The organism is Acidovorax sp. KNOB132 (assembly GCF_057541515.1).
In genome coordinates, this window is sequence record NZ_BAAJYT010000008.1 from 25,441 (window position 1) to 43,604 (window position 18,164).

Sequence of the window (18,164 nt, forward strand, 5' to 3'; positions counted from 1 at the left end):
GGTGGGTTTTTGGTGTGTGGGGCTGGCCATGGCAGGCCCTGCGGTCCGGGCGCAGCGGGTGCGCCCGGGCAAGAAGAATCACTGGGCCGGTGCGGATGCAGCCGCTGGCGCCGCCACGGTGGCAGGTGCGTTGGCGGAGGCAGGCAGGGCTTCCAGCAGGCTGGGCTGCGGGTTCTTCTTGATGGATTCGGTCACGGCGACCTGCTGCGGGCTCATGCACTCGTCAGCCAGGCGCTGGCCGAGCTTCTGGTTCATGAGCATGGACTTGTTGGCGATCTGGATCCACACGGCGCCGGCCTTCTGGTCCTCCAGGCGCACCGCGCCCGTGCTGGTCGCGATGGGCGACATGTAGTAGTTGAAGCCCTTGCCGTCGATGCGAAAGTGGCCCGGCGACTTGGCATCGGCTTCCACATGCACGGAAGCGCCCAGTTCGCAGGGAATGTGGCCGGTGTGCACGCGTTCGGCGATGGCCAGTTCCTGCGGCGTCAGGGCAGCCTCGGCCGCGATGATGCCGGTGGCCACCTGGTTGGTGGCGCTCTTGAGCTGCGTGCGGCTGCTCGTGGCCTTCTTGGCCGCGGCCGGCTTGGCTGCCGCGCTCTTGGCAGCTGGCTTGGCCGCGGGCTTGGCCTCGGCGGACTTCTCCTTGGCGGCGGCCTTGGCAGGTGCGGCCTTGGCCGTGCTCTTGGCCGGTGCGGGCTTGGCGGGAGCGGCGTCTTGCGCCATCACCAGCGCAGGGGCCAGCAGCATCAGGGCAGAAGCGATGAAGGTTTTCATGGGAACTCCGACGAAAAAGGAGGTGTGGGGAACTTGATGGTGGGACGGCTCAGGCCTGTGGACCCGCGGCCGGCTGGGCAAACCAGGCCTGCGCCGCGGCGGGCAGCGCGCGGCCGGTCTGGTGCGCACGCTCCAGCACCTGCCAGAAATAGCGGTAGCTGGCGCGGTCGTGCAATACGCCATCGACGCTGACGGGGGCCCAGTCGGCGTGCGCGGCGGTGGAAAGAAGCTGGGCCGCCTGCGCGATCTCGTCCTGCGCGGGCGCAAAGGCTTCCAGGATGGGGCGGATCTGCGCCGGGTGGATGCTCCACATGCGCGTGTAGCCCAGTTGGCGCGCGGCGCGCCCGGCCGCCGTGCGCAGGGCATCGGCATCGTTGAACTCGGTCACCACGCAGTGGGACGGCACCTTGCCGTGGGCGTGGCATGCCGCGGCGATCTCGAGCTTGGCGCGCACCACCAGTGGGTGCTCGAACTGGCCCTGCGATCCCATGGCACTCGCGGGAATCGCACCGGCATGCGCCGAGACGAAATCCATCAAGCCGAAACTGATCGACTGCACGCGCGGATGGGCGGCGATCTCGAAAGCCCGCTGAATAGCCGCGGGCGACTCCAGCAGCACGTGCAACGGCACCTGCCCTGCCGATGCGGCGAGCAGGGCCTTTTCGGCGTGCAGCACGTCGTCCACCGACTCGACCTTGGGCACCATGATGTGGCACAGCCGCGTGGCGGCTTCGCCGGCGATGGTGGCCATGTCTTCGGCGAAGGCGGGGTGGTCCACGGCATGCACGCGCGCGGCCACCCGGGCACCGGGGGATGCGGTGCGAGCCAAATGCGCCACGAGGGCGGCATGCTCGCGCTCGCGGCCCACGGGGGCACCGTCTTCGCAATCGAGGGTCACATCGAACACGCAGCGGCCCAGCTCGGCCGCCATGGCGGCTTGCAGTTCCAGGCTCTTGCGCATGCGCGCTTCCACGCCGCTGTAATGGTCGCAGACCGGCAAGCGCATGGCACTGGCCTGGGCGCCCATGAGCACCGCCGCAGGGTGGGCACCGGTCGCGCTCATGACGGGCGCTGCGCCACGATGAACATGCGCGGGAACGCCAGCAAACGGCGGCCATCGCTGCGCACGGCATAGGCCGCGGCGATGCGGCGCTCGTACTCGGCCAGGAAGCCCTCGCGCAACGCATCGCCCAGCGGGTCGATGAAGGGCTTGAGGCCCGTGGCGCGCACCCATTCGACGATGGCCGCGGGCGACGCCATCACATGCTGGTAGACGGTGTGCCACACGTCGATGCGCTCGGCGCGCGTGGCCAGCAGGTCGTAGTAGCCGCCGATGTCCAGGAGCTCGGTGCGCAGCGCGTCGGCATCGCCGATGGGCTCGCGCCACGGGGCCTCCGCCGCCACTTCGCGCATCAGGCGGTGCGTGGGCTCCTGGCGGTTGTCGGGCATCTGGATTGCCAGCACGCCGCCGGGGGCGAGGCTATCGAACAGGCGCGGAAAGAGGTCGCCATGCCCTCCCACCCATTGCAGGGAGGCATTGGCGTAAATGAGGTCGGGCGCCGTGTCGGGCACCCAGCGGGCGATGTCGCCCAGCACGAAGGACACGCCGGGCAGGCGCTCGCGCGCGCTGGCCAGCATGGCTTCGGAATTGTCGATGCCGGTCACCTGCGCCTGCGGGAAGCGCCGCACCAGCAGCTCGGTGGAATTGCCCGGCCCGCAGCCCAGGTCCACCACGTGGACCGGCGCGGAATGGGGCACCCGCGCGAGCAGCTCCTGGGCCGGGCGCGTGCGCTCGTCCTCGTAGCGGCGGTAGAGCGCGGGATTCCAGTCGAGCATGAAAAAACGGAACCCGAAAAAATTACAGCAGGTGCTTCACGCCGTCTTGCTCGCCTTGCAGCTCGGCCAGCGTCTTGTCGATGCGTTCCTGGCTGAAAGCGTCGATTTCCAGGCCTTCGACGACCTTGTACTCGCCGTTTTCGCAGGTGACAGGGAAACCGAACATCACATCCTTCGGAATGCCGTATTGGCCATCCGAAGGAACACCCATGGTGACCCACTTGCCATTGGTGCCCAGGGCCCAGTCGCGCATGTGGTCAATGGCGGCGTTGGCTGCCGAAGCGGCCGAGGAGGAACCGCGCGCCTCGATGATGGCGGCACCGCGCTTGCCCACCGTGGGCAAGAACGTGTTGGCGTTCCATTCCTGGTCGTTGATCGTCTTGGCGACGCTTTCGCCATCGATGGTGGCGAAGCGGTAGTCGGCATACATCGTGGGCGAGTGGTTGCCCCACACGGCCAGCTTTTCGATGGCGGCCACGGGCTTGCCGGTCTTGGCGGCGATCTGGCTGGCAGCACGGTTGTGGTCCAGGCGCAGCATGGCGGTGAAGTTCTTGCGCGGCAGGTCCGGCGCGCTCTTCATGGCGATGTAGGCGTTGGTGTTGGCAGGGTTGCCCACGACCAGCACCTTCACGTTGCGGCTGGCCACGGCGTTCAGCGCCTTGCCCTGGGCCGTGAAGATGGCGCCGTTGACGGCCAGCAGCTCGGCACGTTCCATGCCCGGGCCGCGGGGGCGCGAGCCCACCAGCAGGGCGTAATCCGCGTCCTTGAATGCCGTCATGGGGTCGCTGTGGGCTTCCATGCCAACCAGCAGCGGGAAGGCGCAGTCGTCGAGTTCCATCATCACGCCCTTGAGCGCCTTTTGCGGGCCTTCGACGGGCACTTCGAGCAATTGCAGGATGACGGGCTGGTCCTTGCCCAGCATTTCGCCGGAGGCAATGCGGAACAGCAGGGCGTAACCGATTTGACCGGCGGCGCCGGTAACAGCAACGCGGACGGGCTTCTTGCTCATGAAAAACTCCAGAAAGTGGAAAAACGGGTGTCGGTGCAGTCGATGCACCAGCGCCAGTCAAACCAAGCAGCCCGTGCCCTGCAGAACAGCTCCCGAGTGTACCGCTGAAATCCGGATCCGGTCAATTTGTCTTATGTCTTATATAAGATATGATCCGACCTCGCCGACGAGCGAAAACACCCCACCTTTGCCCCGCGCGCCAGCCGCCCCTCGATCCGCCGCCATGTCCACCCTTCCGGTTGCCGCCTCCGACAGCCCTGCGCTCCCCGCAGGAAGCGCGGGCGCACCCACGCCGGCCTTCAGCCCGCTGTACCAGCAGATCAAGGGACTCATCCTGCACAGCCTGCAGCGTGGCGAATGGAAGCCGGGCGAATCGATCCCGAGCGAGATGGAACTGGCCGCCCGCTTCCGCGTGAGCCAGGGCACGGTGCGCAAGGCCATCGATGAGCTGGCGGCGGAGAACCTCGTCGTTCGCCGCCAGGGCAAGGGCACCTTCGTCGCCACGCATGCCGAGCGGCACGTGCAATACCGGTTCCTCAAGCTCATGCCCGACTCGGGCGACGCCCGGGTCGAGGGGCCGGCCCAGCGCCACATCATCGAATGCCGCCGCATCCGTGCCAGCGCCGAGATCGCTCGCGCTCTGGCGCTGCGCAGCGGCGACGCCGTGGTGCATGCCCGGCGCATCCTGTCGTTCGGCGACGTTCCCACCATCCTGGAAGACATCTGGCTGCCCGGGCAGGCCTTCAAGGGGCTGACCGCCGAGCAGATGTCCAGCTACCAGGGCCCCACCTACGCCATGTTCGAAATCGATTTCGGCGTCAGAATGGTGCGCGCCGACGAGAAGCTGCGGGCGGTGCAGCCCGATGACGAGCAGGCGCGGCTGCTGCAGGTCGCACCCGGTACGCCGCTGCTCAGCGTGGAGCGCATTGCCTACACCTACAACGAAGTTCCGATGGAGTTACGCAAGGGCCTGTATCGCACCGATACGCACCACTACCACAACGAACTGAGCTGAGACTGCCCGACCATGCCGATACCGCGCGGTGAAATTACGCCGTACCGAAACACTGCGGTTGTTGCATTGCAATAGAATTTTGGGTTGTTTCGTTCGCGCGAAATTACAAAGCAGTTACATCCACGAAAGCACCGCCATGACCGAGATCGCCAAAAAGCGGCCTGAATTCCGCAACATCAATGCCCTCACGGACCTGCCCACCTACCGCCTTCCTGCCGCAGGATGGGTGTCGATCCTGCACCGCGTCAGCGGTGTGATCATGCTGGTGCTGCTCCCCTTCATCCTGTGGATGTTCGACACCTCGGTGTCCTCCGAAATCTCCTTCGGCAAATTCAAGGCCGCCTTCACGGTGGGCCTGGGCTTCGTGCCGGGCTGGTTCCTCAAGCTCGTCGTGCTGGCCCTCATCTGGTCGTACCTGCACCACTTCACCGCCGGCCTGCGCCACCTGTGGATGGACGTGAGCCATGACGCGGTGAACAAGGATTTCGGCAGCAAATCCGCCACCGCCACGCTCGTCATCAGCATCGCCCTCACCGTCGTGCTCGGCGCCAAGCTGTTCGGCCTGTACTGAGCCGCGCCGGCTTATCCCACGAACCCCACAAAAAAAGGATCTCCTATGTCCGTGAACTACGGCTCCAAGCGCATCGTCGTCGGTGCCCACTACGGAGTGCGCGACTGGCTGAGCCAGCGCGTGACCGCCGCCCTGATGGCGCTCTTCACCGTGGTGCTGCTCGCCCAGGTGCTGCTGACCAAGGGTCCCATCGGCTACGACCGCTGGGCCTCGATCTTCTCGGCGCAATGGATGAAGGTGCTGACCTTCTCCGTCATCGTGGCCCTCGCCTGGCACGTCTGGGTAGGCACGCGCGATGTGCTGATGGACTACGTGAAGCCCGTGGGCTTGCGCCTCGCCCTGCAAGCCATCGCGATCTTCTGGCTCGTCGGCTGCGCCGGCTGGGGTATCCAGATCCTCTGGCGTCTCTGATTCAATCCCCCGCGACTGAAGGCAAATAACAATGAGCTACACCAAAGCGAACATCACCACGCGCAAGTTCGATGTCGTCATCGTCGGCGCCGGCGGCTCCGGCATGCGCGCCGCCCTCGAACTCTCCCGCGCCGGCCTGAACGTGGCCTCGCTGTCCAAAGTGTTCCCCACCCGCTCGCACACCGTGGCGGCGCAGGGCGGCGTGAGCGCGTCGCTCGGCAACATGAGCGAGGACAACTGGCACTACCACTTCTACGACACCATCAAGGGCTCGGACTGGCTGGGCGATCAGGATGCCATCGAGTTCATGTGCCGCGAAGCCCCCAAGGTCGTGTACGAGCTCGAACACTTCGGCATGCCGTTCGACCGCAACCCCGACGGCACCATCTACCAGCGCCCCTTCGGTGGCCACACGGCCAATTACGGTGAAAAGCCGGTGCAGCGCGCCTGCGCCGCAGCCGACCGCACCGGCCACGCCATGCTGCACACGCTGTACCAGCAGAACGTCAAGGCCAAGACCAACTTCTTCGTGGAGTGGATGGCGCTCGACCTGATCCGCGACGCCGCTGGCGACGTGGTCGGCGTGACCGCCCTGGAACTCGAAACCGGCGAGCTGTATGCCCTGCAAGCCAAGGCCGTGCTGCTGGCCACCGGCGGCGCGGGCCGCATCTTCGCGGCATCGACCAACGCGTTCATCAACACCGGCGACGGCCTGGGCATGGCGGCACGCGCAGGCATCCCGCTGCAGGACATGGAGTTCTGGCAGTTCCACCCTACCGGCGTGGCCGGTGCCGGCGTGCTGCTGACCGAAGGCTGCCGCGGCGAAGGCGCCATCTTGCTCAACAGCAACGGCGAACGCTTCATGGAGCGCTACGCGCCCACGCTGAAGGACCTGGCGCCGCGCGACTTCGTCTCGCGTTCGATGGACCAGGAAATCAAGGAAGGCCGCGGCTGCGGTCCCAACAAGGACTACGTGCTGCTCAAGCTCGACCACCTCGGTGCCGAGACGATCCACAAGCGTCTGCCTTCGGTGTATGAGATCGGCGTCAACTTCGCCAACGTCGACATCACGAAGGAACCGATCCCCGTGGTGCCCACCATCCACTACCAGATGGGCGGCATTCCGACCAACATCAACGGCCAGGTCGTGATCCAAAACGGCGACGTGCACAACCAGGTCGTCAACGGCCTGTACGCCGTGGGCGAATGCTCGTGCGTGTCGGTGCACGGCGCCAACCGCCTGGGCACGAACTCGCTGCTCGACCTGCTGGTCTTCGGCAAGTCCGCAGGCCGCCACATCGTGGACATGATCAAGGGCAGCGGCGAGCACAAGCCCCTGCCGGCCGACGCCGCCGACCGCACCCTGGCGCGCCTGAACCAGCTGCAGGATTCGAACGAAGGCACCTACGCTCAGGACGTCGCCAACGACATCCGCGCGTCGATGCAGCAGCACGCCGGCGTGTTCCGCACGCAAGAAGGCATGGATGAAGGCGTGGTCAAGATCAACGCCATCCGCGAGCGGGTGGGTTCCGTCACGCTCAAGGACAAGTCCAAGGTCTGGAACACCGCGCGCATGGAAGCACTGGAAGTGGACAACCTCATCGAAGTGGCCCAGGCCACGATGACCTCTGCCGCCGCCCGCAAGGAATGCCGCGGCGCCCACACCGTGTATGACTACGAGCATCCGGCCGACCACGCGGAATTCCCGCTGGGCCGCAACGACAAAGAGTGGATGAAGCACACCTTGTGGCACAGCGCAGGCAACAACCTGACCTACAAGCCCGTGAACCTGAAGCCTTTGACGGTCGACAGCGTGCCTCCCAAGGTCCGTACGTTCTGACCCTACAAGCCCACGAGAAAGAACACCATGAAGCGCACCTTTCAAATCTACCGCTACGATCCGGACAAGGACGCCAAGCCCTACATGCAGACCGTGGAGATCGAACTCGACGGCCACGAGCGCATGCTGCTGGACGCCCTGGTGAAGCTCAAGGCGCAGGACCCATCCATCTCGTTCCGCCGTTCGTGCCGCGAAGGCGTCTGCGGTTCCGATGCGATGAACATCAACGGCAAGAACGGCCTGGCGTGCCTCACCAACATGAACACGCTCAAGGGCACCATCGTGCTCAAGCCACTGCCCGGGCTGCCCGTGATCCGCGACCTGATCGTGGACATGACGCAGTTCTTCAAGCAGTACAACTCGATCAAGCCGTACCTCATCACCGAAGGCATCACGCCCGAGAAGGAACGCCTGCAGAGCCCGGAAGAGCGCGATGAGCTCAACGGCCTGTACGAGTGCATCCTGTGCGCCAGCTGCTCGACGAGCTGCCCCAGCTTCTGGTGGAACCCCGACAAGTTTGTGGGCCCCGCCGGCCTGCTGCAGGCGTATCGTTTCATTGCGGACAGCCGCGACGAGGCCACGGGCGCCCGTCTGGACAACCTCGAAGATCCCTATCGCCTGTTCCGCTGCCACACCATCATGAACTGCGTGGACGTGTGCCCCAAGGGTCTCAACCCCACCAAGGCCATCGGCAAGATCAAGGAACTGATGGTGCGTCGCGCCATCTGACCGCCATGGCCGACGACGAATTGCTCGACGAACGCGAGGCCGCCAAGCTGAAGTGGCGCAGCCGCCGCGGCCTGGTGGAGAACGATCTGTTCATCGAGCAGTTCTTCGCCACCTACGGCTCGCGCCTGACCCAGCGCCAGGCACAAGGTCTCACGACCTTGATGGACCTTTCCGACAACGACCTGCTGGACCTGCTGCTGCGGCGCAAGGAACCCACGGGCGAGATCGATACCAGGGACGTCAAGGAAGTGCTTGAACAGCTGCGCCGCAGAGCGTCAGCACCCCCTCCACCGCTTGCGGGCTAACAACAGAAGGAAACTGGAAATGAAACTGGCAGACAACAAGGCAACGCTATCGTTCAGCAACGGCAGCCCCAGCGTGGAACTTCCCGTGTACCAAGGCAGTATCGGCCCCGACGTGGTCGACATCCGCAAGCTGTACGCGCAGACGGGCATGTTCACCTACGACCCCGGTTTCCTTTCCACTGCGGCATGCCAGTCCTCGATCACGTACATCGACGGCGACAAGGGCGAGCTGCTGTACCGCGGCTACCCCATCGAGCAGTTGGCCACGCAGTGCGACTTCCTGGAAACCTGCTACCTGCTGCTCAAGGGCGAACTGCCCAACCCCGCGCAGAAGACCGAGTTCAGCGACAGCGTGACCAAGCACACGATGGTCAACGAGCAGATGCAGTTCTTCCTGCGTGGCTTCCGCCGTGACGCCCACCCGATGGCCGTGCTGACGGGCCTGGTGGGCGCGCTCTCGGCCTTCTACCATGACAGCACGGACATCAACAACCCGCAGCACCGCGAGATCTCGGCCATCCGCCTGATCGCCAAGATGCCGACGCTGGTGTCGATGGCATACAAGTACGGCGTGGGCCAGCCCTACATGTACCCGCAGAACGACCTGAGCTATGCCGGCAACTTCCTGCGCATGATGTTCGGCACGCCGTGCGAAGAGTACAAGGTCAATCCGGTGCTCGAACGCGCGCTGGACCGCATCTTCATCCTGCACGCCGACCACGAGCAGAACGCCTCCACTTCCACGGTGCGCCTGTGCGGCTCCTCCGGCACCAACCCGTTCGCCGCCATCGCCGCTGGCGTGGCCTGCCTCTGGGGCCCCGCCCACGGTGGCGCCAACGAAGCCGCATTGAACATGCTGCACGACATCCAGGCGCAGGGCGGCGTGGAGAAGATCGGCGAGTTCATCAAGCAGGTCAAGGACAAGAACTCCGGTGTGAAGCTGATGGGCTTCGGTCACCGCGTGTACAAGAACTACGACCCGCGCGCCAAGCTCATGCAGGAAACCTGCAACGAAGTGCTGGCCGAACTGGGCCTCGAAAAGGATCCGCTGTTCGCCCTGGCCAAGGAACTGGAAAAGATCGCCCTGGAAGACGACTACTTCGTGCAGCGCAAGCTCTACCCGAACGTGGACTTCTACTCCGGCATCGTGCAACGCGCGATCGGCATCCCGGTGAACCTGTTCACCGGCATCTTCGCGCTGGCCCGCACCGTGGGCTGGATCGCCCAGCTGAACGAAATGATCGGCGACCCCGAGTACAAGATCGGCCGCCCCCGCCAACTGTTCGTGGGCGCGGAGCGCCGCGACGTGCAGCCGCTGGACAAGCGCTGAGCGGTATTTCTGGAGAGGGCCCTGGAATGGGCCTCTTCTCCGGAAGGCAAAGCCTGCAACATCGAATGCCAGTCAGCCAACGCTGGCTGGCATTTTTTGTTGGCATCCACGCCAAGGCTTTTTCTGGCGGCTTTGCGGAGGTTTATCCAAGCGATCCGAGACCACGGGAGCAAACCATTCGAGGCGCGACCTCGAAGACCCGGGACCAATTGCAAGAGCCGCATCCCCCCTGTCCCGCTGACACTTTGCGGCAGGACGCCCGAAAGCCCTTTCGGAAATAAAAAAGCCTTCCAAATCGATGATTTGGAAGGCTTTTACCAATGGTTAGTTGGTAGGCGCGATTGGACTCGAACCAACGACCCCCACCATGTCAAGGTGGTGCTCTAACCAGCTGAGCTACGCGCCTGTGTGTATTCGAGAAGCGAGATTGTAGCAGTAAAAAAATACGCGTTCCAGGCAACTTCGCGCGCTTTCTTTCAACGGCGCCGTGCAGAGCGCACGCCTTGCACCGTGGCCACGATGCCAAGCACTTTGTTGAGCCGGCCTGAGTCGGCCACCTCCACCGTGAACGTCATCCAGGCCGTGCCTTTCACGGACTGCGTCTGAACGCCGATCACGTTGGTCTTCTCCCTGGCGAAGACCTCGGAAATGTCGCGCAGCAGGCCTTGCCGGTCTGCAGCCTCGACCGACACGTCCACCGGATAGACCGACGGGCCGGCACCGGCGGACGCCTTGGATTGCCCCCACTCCACTTCGATGACGCGTTCGGCACTGCGCGCCGCCATCTCGCGAAAATTGCTGCAGTCGGCGCGGTGCACGCTGACCCCTTTGCCGCGCGTGACGAAGCCCCGGATGCTGTCGGGCGGCGCAGGCTTGCAGCACTTGGCCAGTTGGGTCATCAGCGAATCGATGCCCACCACCAGCACCCCGCCCTTGGGCGCGGTCTCGGAGGTGCGCGTCTTCTTGAGCAGCAGGTAATCGTCCGGCTGCAGCACGGGTTCGGGCGGGCGCAGCAGCGTCTCGATGGTGCGCAGCGAGAACTCGTCCTTGCCCACCACTTCGAACAAGGCGTCTGCCGTCTTGAAGCCCAGCTGCACGGCAAGATCGTCGAGCTTGATGGCGGTCTTGCCCTCGCGCTGCAGCAGCTTTTCCACTGCCTCGCGGCCCCGCGCCGTGGTCTCATGCGTGGCCTGGGCGTTGAACCAGGCACGCACCTTGGCGCGGGCGCGGTGGCTGGTGAGGTAGCCCAGCTCGGCATTGAGCCAGTCGCGCGACGGGCGGCCTTCCTTGACGGTGGTGATTTCGACCGTCTGCCCGTTCTGCAGCGGCGTGTTGAGCGGCACCATGGCCCCGTCGACACGCGCGCCGCGGCAACGGTGGCCGACACTGGTGTGCACCGCATAGGCGAAATCGACCGGGGTGGCGCCCTGCGGCAACTCCACCACGGCCGCGTCCGGCGTGAGCACGTAGATGCGGTCCTCGAACAGCCCCCCGTGCTGCACGGTGCCCGCCATGTCCCGCTCCCAGGCCAGCAACTGGCGCAGCACCGCGATCTTGGCGTCGTATTCGCCGGAGGCCGAAACGCCCGCATAGCCTTTGGTGCCGGCCTCCTTGTAGGCCCAGTGCGCGGCCACGCCATGCTCGGCGTGGTCGTTCATGGCCTGGGTGCGGATCTGGATTTCGATGGCCTTGCCCGTCTCGTCGCGCACGACGGTGTGCAGCGACTGGTAGCCGTTGGGCTTGGGCTTGGCGATGTAGTCGTCGAACTCGGCATCAATGGGCTTGAAATGCTCGTGCACCCAGGACAGCGCGGCGTAGCAATCCTTCACCGAAGGCACCACCACCCGCAGCGCCCGGATGTCGAACACATGCTCGAAGTCGAGCGACTTGCCACGCATCTTCTTGACGATGCTGTAGATGTGCTTGGGCCGGCCCTGCACGCTGGCGCTGATGCTGCGGGCCCGCAGTTCGGACTCCAGCCGGCCGCGAAGCTGCTCCATGTACACCTCGCGCTCGGCCCGCTTTTCGTCCAGCAGCCGGGCCACCTGCTTGTAGGTCTCCGGCTCCAGGAACCGGAAGGACAGGTCTTCCAACTCCCACTTCATCTGCCAGATGCCGAGCCGGTTGGCCAGCGGGGCGAACACCTGCAGGGCCTCGCGCGCGATGCCGGGCGACACGGCGCGTTTGGTGGCCGCGTAAAAGCGCAGGGTTTGCAGGCGCGAGGCCAGACGCAGCATCACGACGCGCAGGTCCCGGGAGAATGCGAGCAGCATCTTGCGCACGTTCTCGGTCTGCGTGGCGGGGTCGTCCACCGGCTGCCCGGCAAGCTGGGCTTCGCGCGCCTGCTGCTGCACGCGCATGAGCTTGGTGGTCTCCACGGCCAGGGCGGCAAAGTTCTGCCCGAAGGCTTTGGCGATGACCTCCTCGGGCTTGTTCAGGTGGGAGCAGGCATGCACCAGATAGCTGGCCGCCTGCATGGCTTCCGACCCACCGATGTTCTTGAGGATGGAGGCGACGGCTTCGGCATGCGCGAAGGTGTTCTCGCCGGTCTCCAGCGTCTCGCTGGACAGCAGCGGTTCCGCAAAGGCCCGGGCCCGCGCCAGCGCGCCCGCTTGCTCGGGCAGCGACAGCGCCGTGGCAGCGATGAGCTGCGGCACGGCATCGGACCGGGGCGACGCGCTCCCCGCGCCCCCCCTGGCCCTGCATGCCGGGAGTGGCGGTGGACAGGCTCTTCACAGCCCACCTCTTTCGCCGGGGTCGAAGAGAAATGCCTCGACCGCATCCACCTGTTCGTCCGCCACCAGCGTCGGGGCGTGCCCCACCCCGCTCCACTCCACCACCTGCGCGCGGGGCCCGCGTTGCGACATGGCTTGCGCCGTCGAGGGCGAGAGCAGATCCGATTGCGCGCCGCGAAGCAGCAGCGTGCGCGCACTGATCTGTTCATACAGCTGCCACAGCTGCGCCTCGCCCGCAACGGCGGCCTCCTGCGTCATCGCGCGAAACGGCTGGGCGATGGCCGGGTCGTAGTGCAGCACGAACCCACCCTCGGGCGCAGGCCGGAGCATGGCGCGCGACAATGCTAGCCACTGCGCCGGCGTATGGGGGCCGAAGCTGGAGGAGATCGTCCACAGGGCATCGGCTGCCTGCTGCTCCGTTTCGAAGTGGGCGGGCCGCCCGAGGTACTGGCCGATGCGCTGGAGCGCACTCCATTCGATCACCGGCCCTACATCATTCAGGACCAGCCTGCGCACCGGCACGGGAAGCGGCAGGCTTGGCTGGCCGCACAGCGCCATGCCGATCAGCCCGCCCATGCTGGTGCCCACCCAGTCCAGATGCTGGATGGGTGCACGGCCATGCACGTCGGCCAGCAGTGCCAGCATGTCGGCTGCATACACCGGCACCTGATAGGCCATGGGGTCGGCGAGCCAGTCGCTGCGGCCGCGGCCGGCCACATCGGGGCACAGCACACGGGCGTGGCGGGACAGACGGCGGGCGAGCACATCGAAATCACGCCCCTGGCGCGACAGGCCATGCACGCAAACCACCACATGGGGATGGCCCGGCTGGCCCGTCGCGTTCCATTCCCAATACGCCATGCGATGGCTGACGGCTGCTCCGTCCGCCGAGCCCTCCTTGGCAGCGATTCCAGGGCAATTCACGTAATTCAGCGTAGGCTCGGTCATGGGAACGAATTCGTCGCGGGGGCGCTCGATAATGGTTGCGTTCATCCTAATTCATTCGGAGAGACTCACATGCTTCAAGGCAAAACCGCCCTCGTCACCGGCTCCACGAGCGGCATCGGACTGGGCATCGCCAAGGCGCTCGCGCGCCAGGGCGCCAACGTCGTCCTCAATGGTTTCGGCGATGTGGACGGCCCCCGTGCCGAAGTGCTGGCGGCCGGCGAAAGCCATGGCGCGCAGGTGGCCTACCACGGCGCCGACATGGGCCGCGCAGCGGACATCGAGGACATGATGAAGTACAGCGCCAGCCAGTTCGGGCGCGTGGACATCCTGGTCAACAACGCAGGCATCCAGCACGTGGCGAACGTGGAGGACTTTCCCGTTGAGAAGTGGGATGCCATCCTGGCGATCAACCTGACCAGCGCCTTCCACACATCGCGCCTGGCCCTGCCTCCAATGAAAGCGGCCAACTGGGGCCGCATCATCAACATCGCCTCGGTGCACGGGCTGGTGGCTTCGGCCCAGAAGGCAGCCTATGTGGCAGCCAAGCACGGCATCGTGGGCCTGACGAAGGTCACCGCATTGGAAACCGCCACCATCGGCGTGACCTGCAATGCGATCTGTCCCGGCTGGGTGCTCACGCCGCTGGTTCAGAAACAGGTCGATGCCAAGGCGGCCGACCAGGGCCTGTCGAACGAAGACGCCAAGAAGCAGTTGCTGAGCGAAAAGGAACCCTCGCTGCAGTTCACCACGCCCGAAGAGCTGGGTGAACTGGCGGTGTTCTTCTGCTCGCCGGCGGCCAACAATGTCCGCGGCGTCGCCTGGAACATGGACGGTGGCTGGGCCGCCCAGTAAAAACGAAAAGCCTTAACCGCCCGATCACCGGCGCCCTGCCTTGGCATCCAGGGAAGGAGGCGGTCCGGCACGGGCGTCAGCCCGCCAACCCCTCAGCGCAGTTGCACGGCGCCGGAGACGTTCACCACCACCTGCGCCTTGCCGGCTTCCACCGGTACGGGCGCATCGGCGGACATCGACGACATCTTGGCCTCCATGGCCATCATGCGCGGCCGGGGGCCGGGGATCATCTCGTTGCTGTTCACCGCCACCTCCCGCAGCGTGTAGCCGCTGAAGCCGAAGCCGCGCGCCAGCTCATTCGCACGGGCCTTGAATTGCTCGATGGCCTTGGTCTGCGCCTCGCCCTCCACCTTCTCGCGGGCCTCGCGCGACAGGTCGAAGGCGATCTGGCTGATCGGCATGGACTGGATCTTGCCGGCGGTGGTGGTGATGCGCGAGAAATCGCGGCCCTGCAGGATCAGCTCGGCCCGGCCCTGCCAGCCGTTGATCTTGCCCTCCTTGCCATAGCGCGGGTACATGCCGAACGCGCCGGTGCGCACATCCATCTGGTCCGGCTGGGCAGAGCGCTTGGCCTCCGCCAACGCGGAGTCCAGCGCTTGCTTGAGCTGCGTCTGCACCGTGGCTGCGTCGGCGCCTTCCTTGCTGGTAGCGAGCGTGAGCACCAGCAGGTCCTGCTGGACATCCACGGTGCCGGTCGCGGACAGCTGCAGCACATTCTGCGGTGGCGGCATCACGGCGTTTTGGGAGAAAGCGGCGCCAGCGCACACCAGAAAAGCGCCTGCAGCTATTATTTTGGTAGCAACTTTCATGATCGGAATCCTTGTGAAGAGAAAGTGGGCGGGTGCATCGGACACCCTTGAAACGCTACGTTAACCGGTCCAGATCAATCGGCGGTAAAGGCCCGATAGCGTCTGTGCGTGGTGGGGCAAAACTTGTAACAGTTGGTCAGGTATCTGGCAAAAAGCCGAACTTCGGGGTTCAAGGTGGTCAGAATCGGCTCTGTTACAAATAGGACTTGGGAAACAAATGGCCTCAACAACCAACCGTACCGACAAGATTCTCGTGGTGGATGACGACGCCCGCATTCGCGATTTGCTGCGGCGCTATCTCACGCAAGAGGGCTTCGAAGTCATGGTTGCGGAAGATGGCAAGGCCCTCAACCGCATTCTGCTGCGCGAAACCGTGGACCTCATCGTGCTGGACCTGATGATGCCCGGCGAGGACGGCCTCTCGATCTGCCGCCGCCTTCGCGCCGCCAACGATCGCACTCCCATCATCATGCTGACCGCCAAGGGCGAGGACGTGGACCGCATCGTGGGCCTGGAAGTGGGCGCCGACGATTACCTGGGCAAGCCGTTCAACCCCCGCGAACTGCTGGCCCGCATCCACGCGGTGCTGCGCCGCCGGCCGCCGCAAGAGGCGCCGGGCGCTCCGTCGGGCGACAACGAGGTCGTCACCTTCGGTCCTTTCACCTTCGATCTGGGCACGCGCGCACTGCAGCGCAGCGGCGAAGAGCTGCCACTCACCACCGGCGAGTTCGCCATGCTGAAGGCGCTGGTCCGCCACCCACGGCAGCCGCTGTCGCGGGAAAAGCTGGCCCTGCTGGCGCGTGGCCGCGAGTTCGAGCCGTTCGACCGCAGCCTGGACGTGCAGGTGTCCCGCCTTCGCAAACTGGTCGAGGTGGACGCCGCGGCGCCGCGCTACATCCAGACCGTCTGGGGCGTGGGCTACGTGTTCGTGCCGGACGGCACGAGCTGATCTCCCTTTTGCCGAGGGCTGCGTTTTCGCCGTGGCGCCCTTTGCCCTTCGGCAATTTCCCGATGATTCTCACGACATGAGCGCCAACTACGAAGCAGCGTCGTCCGACGCCACCAGCCCCGCCCCCCTGGAGGCCCCCGTGTACCTGCGGGCGCAGCGCGCACGGGTGGGGCTGAACCTCTTCTGGCGCACGTTCTTCCTGCTCGCGCTGCTGCTGGTGGGCAGCATCCTGGCCTGGCTGCAGACGCTGCGGGCGCTGGAGTTCGAGCCGCGCACGCTGCAGACGGCGCAGCAGATCGCCTCGCTGGTGAACCTGAGCCGCGCGGCGCTGGTGCATGCCGATGCGATCGCGCGCGTCTCGCTGATCAAGACCATGGCCGACCAGGAAGGCGTTCGCATCCTGCCGCGCGAGCCGTCCGACCGCTTCGACCTGCTGGACGCCTCGGCGCTCGGCATGCGGCTGACCGAAGAGCTGACCACCCGCCTGGGGCCGGGCACCATCGTGGCAAGCAACGTCAATGGCGAAAGCGGCCTGTGGGTGGGCTTCACCATCAACGGCGACCCCAACTGGCTGCTGATGGACCGGTCCCGCTTGAGTGCGGCCGGGGGCAAGACCTGGATGATCTGGCTCATCACCGCCGCGGCTCTGTCGCTGGCGGGTGCTGCAGCCATCGCGCGCCTCATCAACCGGCCGCTCAAGCAGCTGTCGTATGCCGCCAACCGGGTGCGCGACGGCGACTTCGCCGCCAGCCAGCTCGACGAAGAAGCCGTGACCAGCGAAATCCGCGAGGTGAACATCGGCTTCAACCGCATGGCGCAAAAGCTCGCCAAGCTGGAGCAGGACCGCGCAGTGATGCTGGCGGGCATTTCGCATGACCTGCGCACGCCCCTGGCCCGCCTGCGGCTGGAAACCGAAATGAGCGTGTCGGACAACGTGGCCCGCGAACACATGGTGGCCGACATCGTGCAGCTCGACGCCACCATCGACAAGTTCCTCGACTACGCCCGCCCCGACAACGTGACCCTGAACCCGGTCAACCTGCATGGCGTGGTGTCGTCGTGCGTGTACGCCGTGCAGGACCACCGCGAGCTGCAGATCTCGATGAACGTGCCCGAGGACCTGAACGTGCTGGCCGACGAGGTCGAACTGGCGCGCGTGATCTCCAACCTGCTGGAGAACGCCCGCCGCTACGGCAAGACGCACGACAGCGGCACGGCCACCGTGGACATCGCGGCGAAGGGGCGCGAGAAGTGGGTGCTCATCAAGGTGCGCGACCACGGTCCGGGCGTGCCGCCGGAGCAACTGGCCAACCTGACCAAGCCGTTCTTCCGCGGCAATTCGGCCCGCACGGCGGCCGCCGGCGCGGGCCTGGGCCTGTCCATCGTGGACAAGACCGTGCAGCGCATGGGAGGCATCTTCGCCCTGGCCAACTCGGGATCGGGCGGGCTGGTGGCCCACATCCAATTGCAGCGGGCGACCGACCTGCCCGGCGGCAAGGACCCCAAGCAGCGCCTGCAGCGCCCGCAGATCAAGCGCAACCTGCCCCCGCGCCGCCCTAAGCCGGCGAAGGCTTGACGAACAGCAGCGTCGCGGCCCGGGCCTCCATGGCGAGGCCCTGACCCACCGGGCCGAGCCGCTCGGCGGTCTTGGCCTTGACGTTGACCTGCCCCTCCTGCAGCGACAGCGCCTGCGCGATGCGGGCCCGCATCGCGGGGATGTGGGCGGCCAGACGCGGCGCCTGCGCGATCACCGTACTGTCGATGTTGCCGATCTCGTAGCCCTGCGCACGCACGCGCCGCGCGGCCTCCACCAGCAGTGCCACGGAATCCGCGCCTTTGAACGTGGGGTCGGTGTCCGGGAAGTGGCTGCCGATGTCCCCCAGCGCGGCGGCGCCCAGCAACGCGTCGGTGATGGCGTGCAGCAGCACGTCGGCATCGGAATGGCCGAGCAGGCCCATGGTGTGCGGCACGTCCACACCGCCGATGACGAGGCGGCGCCCCGGCACCAGCGCATGCACGTCCCAGCCTTCGCCGATTCGGATGTTCATCGT

18 protein-coding genes and 1 tRNA gene are annotated in these 18,164 nt (G+C 65.8%); 10 read left to right on the forward strand and 9 right to left on the reverse strand.

What is annotated here, in order from left to right; all coding sequences use genetic code 11:
* Positions 1 to 78: 78 nt before the first annotated feature.
* Genes AC27IO_RS02620 through AC27IO_RS02635 form a run of 4 tightly spaced genes read right to left on the reverse strand, consistent with a single transcriptional unit; the run spans position 79 to position 3,619 of the window.
* The gene (locus AC27IO_RS02620; protein ID WP_284428820.1) at positions 79 to 774 is read right to left on the reverse strand and encodes a hypothetical protein; all 696 of its coding nucleotides are present in this window, start codon (positions 772 to 774) and stop codon (positions 79 to 81) included.
* A 49-nt stretch (positions 775 to 823) separates the two neighbouring features.
* Positions 824 to 1,837: an HpcH/HpaI aldolase/citrate lyase family protein gene (locus tag AC27IO_RS02625; RefSeq protein ID WP_317353971.1), complete on the reverse strand. Its 1,014-nt coding sequence runs from the start codon at positions 1,835 to 1,837 to the stop codon at positions 824 to 826.
* Positions 1,834 to 2,610: a trans-aconitate 2-methyltransferase gene (gene tam, locus AC27IO_RS02630; protein WP_498737134.1), complete on the reverse strand. Its 777-nt coding sequence runs from the start codon at positions 2,608 to 2,610 to the stop codon at positions 1,834 to 1,836. Before tam ends, AC27IO_RS02625 begins: the two co-directional genes overlap by 4 nt.
* 22 nt (positions 2,611 to 2,632) lie before the next feature.
* Positions 2,633 to 3,619 (reverse strand): malate dehydrogenase, encoded by a 987-nt coding sequence (locus AC27IO_RS02635; protein ID WP_284399433.1) that lies wholly within the window; start codon positions 3,617 to 3,619, stop codon positions 2,633 to 2,635.
* Between the two features lie 223 nt (positions 3,620 to 3,842).
* On the opposite strand from AC27IO_RS02635, the gene AC27IO_RS02640 reads away from it, so the two are divergent.
* From AC27IO_RS02640 to AC27IO_RS02670, 7 genes are all read left to right on the forward strand, one after another.
* Positions 3,843 to 4,634, forward strand: coding sequence for a GntR family transcriptional regulator (locus AC27IO_RS02640; RefSeq protein ID WP_498737136.1), 792 nt, complete (start codon positions 3,843 to 3,845; stop codon positions 4,632 to 4,634).
* A gap of 136 nt (positions 4,635 to 4,770) precedes the next feature.
* The gene (gene sdhC, locus AC27IO_RS02645; RefSeq protein WP_284399427.1) at positions 4,771 to 5,205 is read left to right on the forward strand and encodes a succinate dehydrogenase, cytochrome b556 subunit; all 435 of its coding nucleotides are present in this window, start codon (positions 4,771 to 4,773) and stop codon (positions 5,203 to 5,205) included.
* 45 nt (positions 5,206 to 5,250) lie between these two features.
* Positions 5,251 to 5,616: a succinate dehydrogenase, hydrophobic membrane anchor protein gene (sdhD, locus tag AC27IO_RS02650; protein ID WP_272564085.1), complete on the forward strand. Its 366-nt coding sequence runs from the start codon at positions 5,251 to 5,253 to the stop codon at positions 5,614 to 5,616.
* Between the two features lie 31 nt (positions 5,617 to 5,647).
* Complete coding sequence (gene sdhA / locus AC27IO_RS02655) at positions 5,648 to 7,456, forward strand: succinate dehydrogenase flavoprotein subunit (protein ID WP_284428824.1); 1,809 nt, start codon at positions 5,648 to 5,650, stop codon at positions 7,454 to 7,456.
* Positions 7,457 to 7,483: 27 nt separating this feature from the next.
* Positions 7,484 to 8,185 (forward strand): succinate dehydrogenase iron-sulfur subunit, encoded by a 702-nt coding sequence (locus tag AC27IO_RS02660; protein WP_272548188.1) that lies wholly within the window; start codon positions 7,484 to 7,486, stop codon positions 8,183 to 8,185.
* Positions 8,186 to 8,190: 5 nt separating this feature from the next.
* Positions 8,191 to 8,490, forward strand: coding sequence for a succinate dehydrogenase assembly factor 2 (locus AC27IO_RS02665; protein WP_284403346.1), 300 nt, complete (start codon positions 8,191 to 8,193; stop codon positions 8,488 to 8,490).
* Between the two features lie 19 nt (positions 8,491 to 8,509).
* Positions 8,510 to 9,820, forward strand: coding sequence for a citrate synthase (locus AC27IO_RS02670; protein WP_284399417.1), 1,311 nt, complete (start codon positions 8,510 to 8,512; stop codon positions 9,818 to 9,820).
* A gap of 329 nt (positions 9,821 to 10,149) precedes the next feature.
* On the opposite strand, the gene AC27IO_RS02675 is transcribed toward AC27IO_RS02670, so the two are convergent.
* The 3 genes from AC27IO_RS02675 to AC27IO_RS02685 form a co-directional block, all read right to left on the reverse strand.
* Positions 10,150 to 10,226, reverse strand: a tRNA-Val gene (locus AC27IO_RS02675).
* Positions 10,227 to 10,296: 70 nt separating this feature from the next.
* Positions 10,297 to 12,477 (reverse strand): RelA/SpoT family protein, encoded by a 2,181-nt coding sequence (locus AC27IO_RS02680; protein WP_498737141.1) that lies wholly within the window; start codon positions 12,475 to 12,477, stop codon positions 10,297 to 10,299.
* A gap of 75 nt (positions 12,478 to 12,552) precedes the next feature.
* On the reverse strand, positions 12,553 to 13,503 hold the full coding sequence (locus tag AC27IO_RS02685) for an alpha/beta fold hydrolase (RefSeq protein ID WP_498737167.1): 951 nt from the start codon (positions 13,501 to 13,503) through the stop codon (positions 12,553 to 12,555).
* A gap of 69 nt (positions 13,504 to 13,572) precedes the next feature.
* On the opposite strand from AC27IO_RS02685, the gene AC27IO_RS02690 reads away from it, so the two are divergent.
* Positions 13,573 to 14,355 (forward strand): 3-hydroxybutyrate dehydrogenase, encoded by a 783-nt coding sequence (locus AC27IO_RS02690; protein WP_498737143.1) that lies wholly within the window; start codon positions 13,573 to 13,575, stop codon positions 14,353 to 14,355.
* Between the two features lie 92 nt (positions 14,356 to 14,447).
* Here AC27IO_RS02690 and AC27IO_RS02695 read toward each other — a convergent pair whose 3' ends face one another.
* Entirely contained in the window at positions 14,448 to 15,164 is a 717-nt protein-coding gene (locus AC27IO_RS02695) for an SIMPL domain-containing protein (RefSeq protein WP_498737145.1), read from the reverse strand.
* A 217-nt stretch (positions 15,165 to 15,381) separates the two neighbouring features.
* Here AC27IO_RS02695 and ompR point away from each other — a divergent pair, with 217 nt between their 5' ends.
* Positions 15,382 to 16,113, forward strand: coding sequence for an osmolarity response regulator transcription factor OmpR (ompR, locus tag AC27IO_RS02700; protein ID WP_272564091.1), 732 nt, complete (start codon positions 15,382 to 15,384; stop codon positions 16,111 to 16,113).
* A 76-nt stretch (positions 16,114 to 16,189) separates the two neighbouring features.
* The gene (locus tag AC27IO_RS02705) at positions 16,190 to 17,689 is read left to right on the forward strand and encodes a sensor histidine kinase family protein (RefSeq protein ID WP_272564092.1); all 1,500 of its coding nucleotides are present in this window, start codon (positions 16,190 to 16,192) and stop codon (positions 17,687 to 17,689) included.
* Here the strand turns inward: AC27IO_RS02705 and ispF are convergent.
* Positions 17,670 to 18,161 (reverse strand): 2-C-methyl-D-erythritol 2,4-cyclodiphosphate synthase, encoded by a 492-nt coding sequence (gene ispF, locus AC27IO_RS02710; RefSeq protein WP_284399393.1) that lies wholly within the window; start codon positions 18,159 to 18,161, stop codon positions 17,670 to 17,672. The genes AC27IO_RS02705 and ispF overlap by 20 nt on opposite strands.
* Positions 18,162 to 18,164: the final 3 nt, after the last annotated feature.